Raw genomic sequence first — 1,184 nt, 5'->3', positions numbered from 1 at the left:
ACTCGAGACCGGTCGGTACTGGATGCGTGGTGTGCGTAAGAGCCACCGGCCGCGACGATCTACCCGGATGGGCGCGGTCACCGGGCCACCGGCCACGCGGGCGGCTAGGAACAGGCCCATGGACGAGGTCGTGGGTACGGGCAGGTTGTTGTCGTTGCAGGAACGTCTGGCCATCGCTGACGGGCTGGTCAACTTCGAGTCCATGCGGTCGATCGCCGCGAGGTTGGGCCGTCCTGCGTCAACGGTCACTCGTGAGGTCGCCGCGCACCGCGACGAGCGGGGCCGGTACATGCCTCACCGGGCACACCGCGACGCCGCCGACACCCGGGCTCGCCCGAAGGCCTCGAAGCTGGCGCGAGTGGGTCCATTGCGCGAGTACGTCGTCGATGGGCTGTCACGGAAGTTGTCACCGGAGCAGATCAGCAACAGGCTCAAGGTCGACCACCCCGACGACGAGAGCATGCGCGTGAGCCACGAAACGATCTACCAGGCCCTGTACTTCCAGGCCCGCGGCGGCCTCAAACGCGAGGTCCAGACCGCGCTGCGTACCGGCCGCACCCGCCGCAAACCGCAGGCCCGTGGAGTGCGCCGGCCCCGGTTCATCGACGAGATGATCATGATCAGCGACCGGCCCGCCGCGGTCGAGGACCGCGCCGTCCCGGGCCATTGGGAAGGCGATCTGATCATCGGCAAGAACAGCGGCTCGGCCATCGGGACGCTGGTCGAACGCTCGACCCGGTACGTGATACTGCTGCACCTGCCCGATACCCACGACGCGGTCACCGTGCGTGACCAGCTCGTCGCGGCGATGCATCGCCTGCCGCAGCACCTGCGCGGGTCGTTGACCTGGGACCAAGGATCCGAGATGGCTGCCCACGCCTCGTTCACCATGGCGACCGACATGCCGGTCTACTTCTGCGACCCGGCCTCACCTTGGCAGCGCGGCTCGAACGAGAACACCAATGGGCTGCTGCGCCAGTACTTCCCCAAGGGCACCGATCTGAGCGTCCACGGCCACGCAGAGCTGGAGTACGTCGCCCAAGAGCTCAACGCCAGACCACGAAAGACGCTCGACTGGGCAACCCCAGCCGAGCGTCTTCGTGATCTCTACTCCAGGAGGCCTAACCACCAGGGCCAAATCCACACGGTGATGGCGGATTCATGGGGTGCTCGCAACACCGTGT

1 pseudogene is annotated in these 1,184 nt (G+C 66.9%); it reads left to right on the top strand.

The window, feature by feature from the left end:
- Positions 1-22: 22 nt before the first annotated feature.
- Positions 23-1,108, top strand: a pseudogene (locus B277_RS15555) (IS30 family transposase); the annotation flags it as partial.
- Between the last annotated feature and the right edge of the window lie 76 nt (positions 1,109-1,184).

The sequence above is a fragment of the Janibacter hoylei PVAS-1 genome (assembly GCF_000297495.1).
GTDB classification, from domain to species: Bacteria; Actinomycetota; Actinomycetes; order Actinomycetales; family Dermatophilaceae; genus Janibacter; species Janibacter hoylei.
The sequence above is the reverse complement of the archived record's forward strand: the minus strand, read 5'-3'. Positions and strand labels throughout refer to the sequence as shown.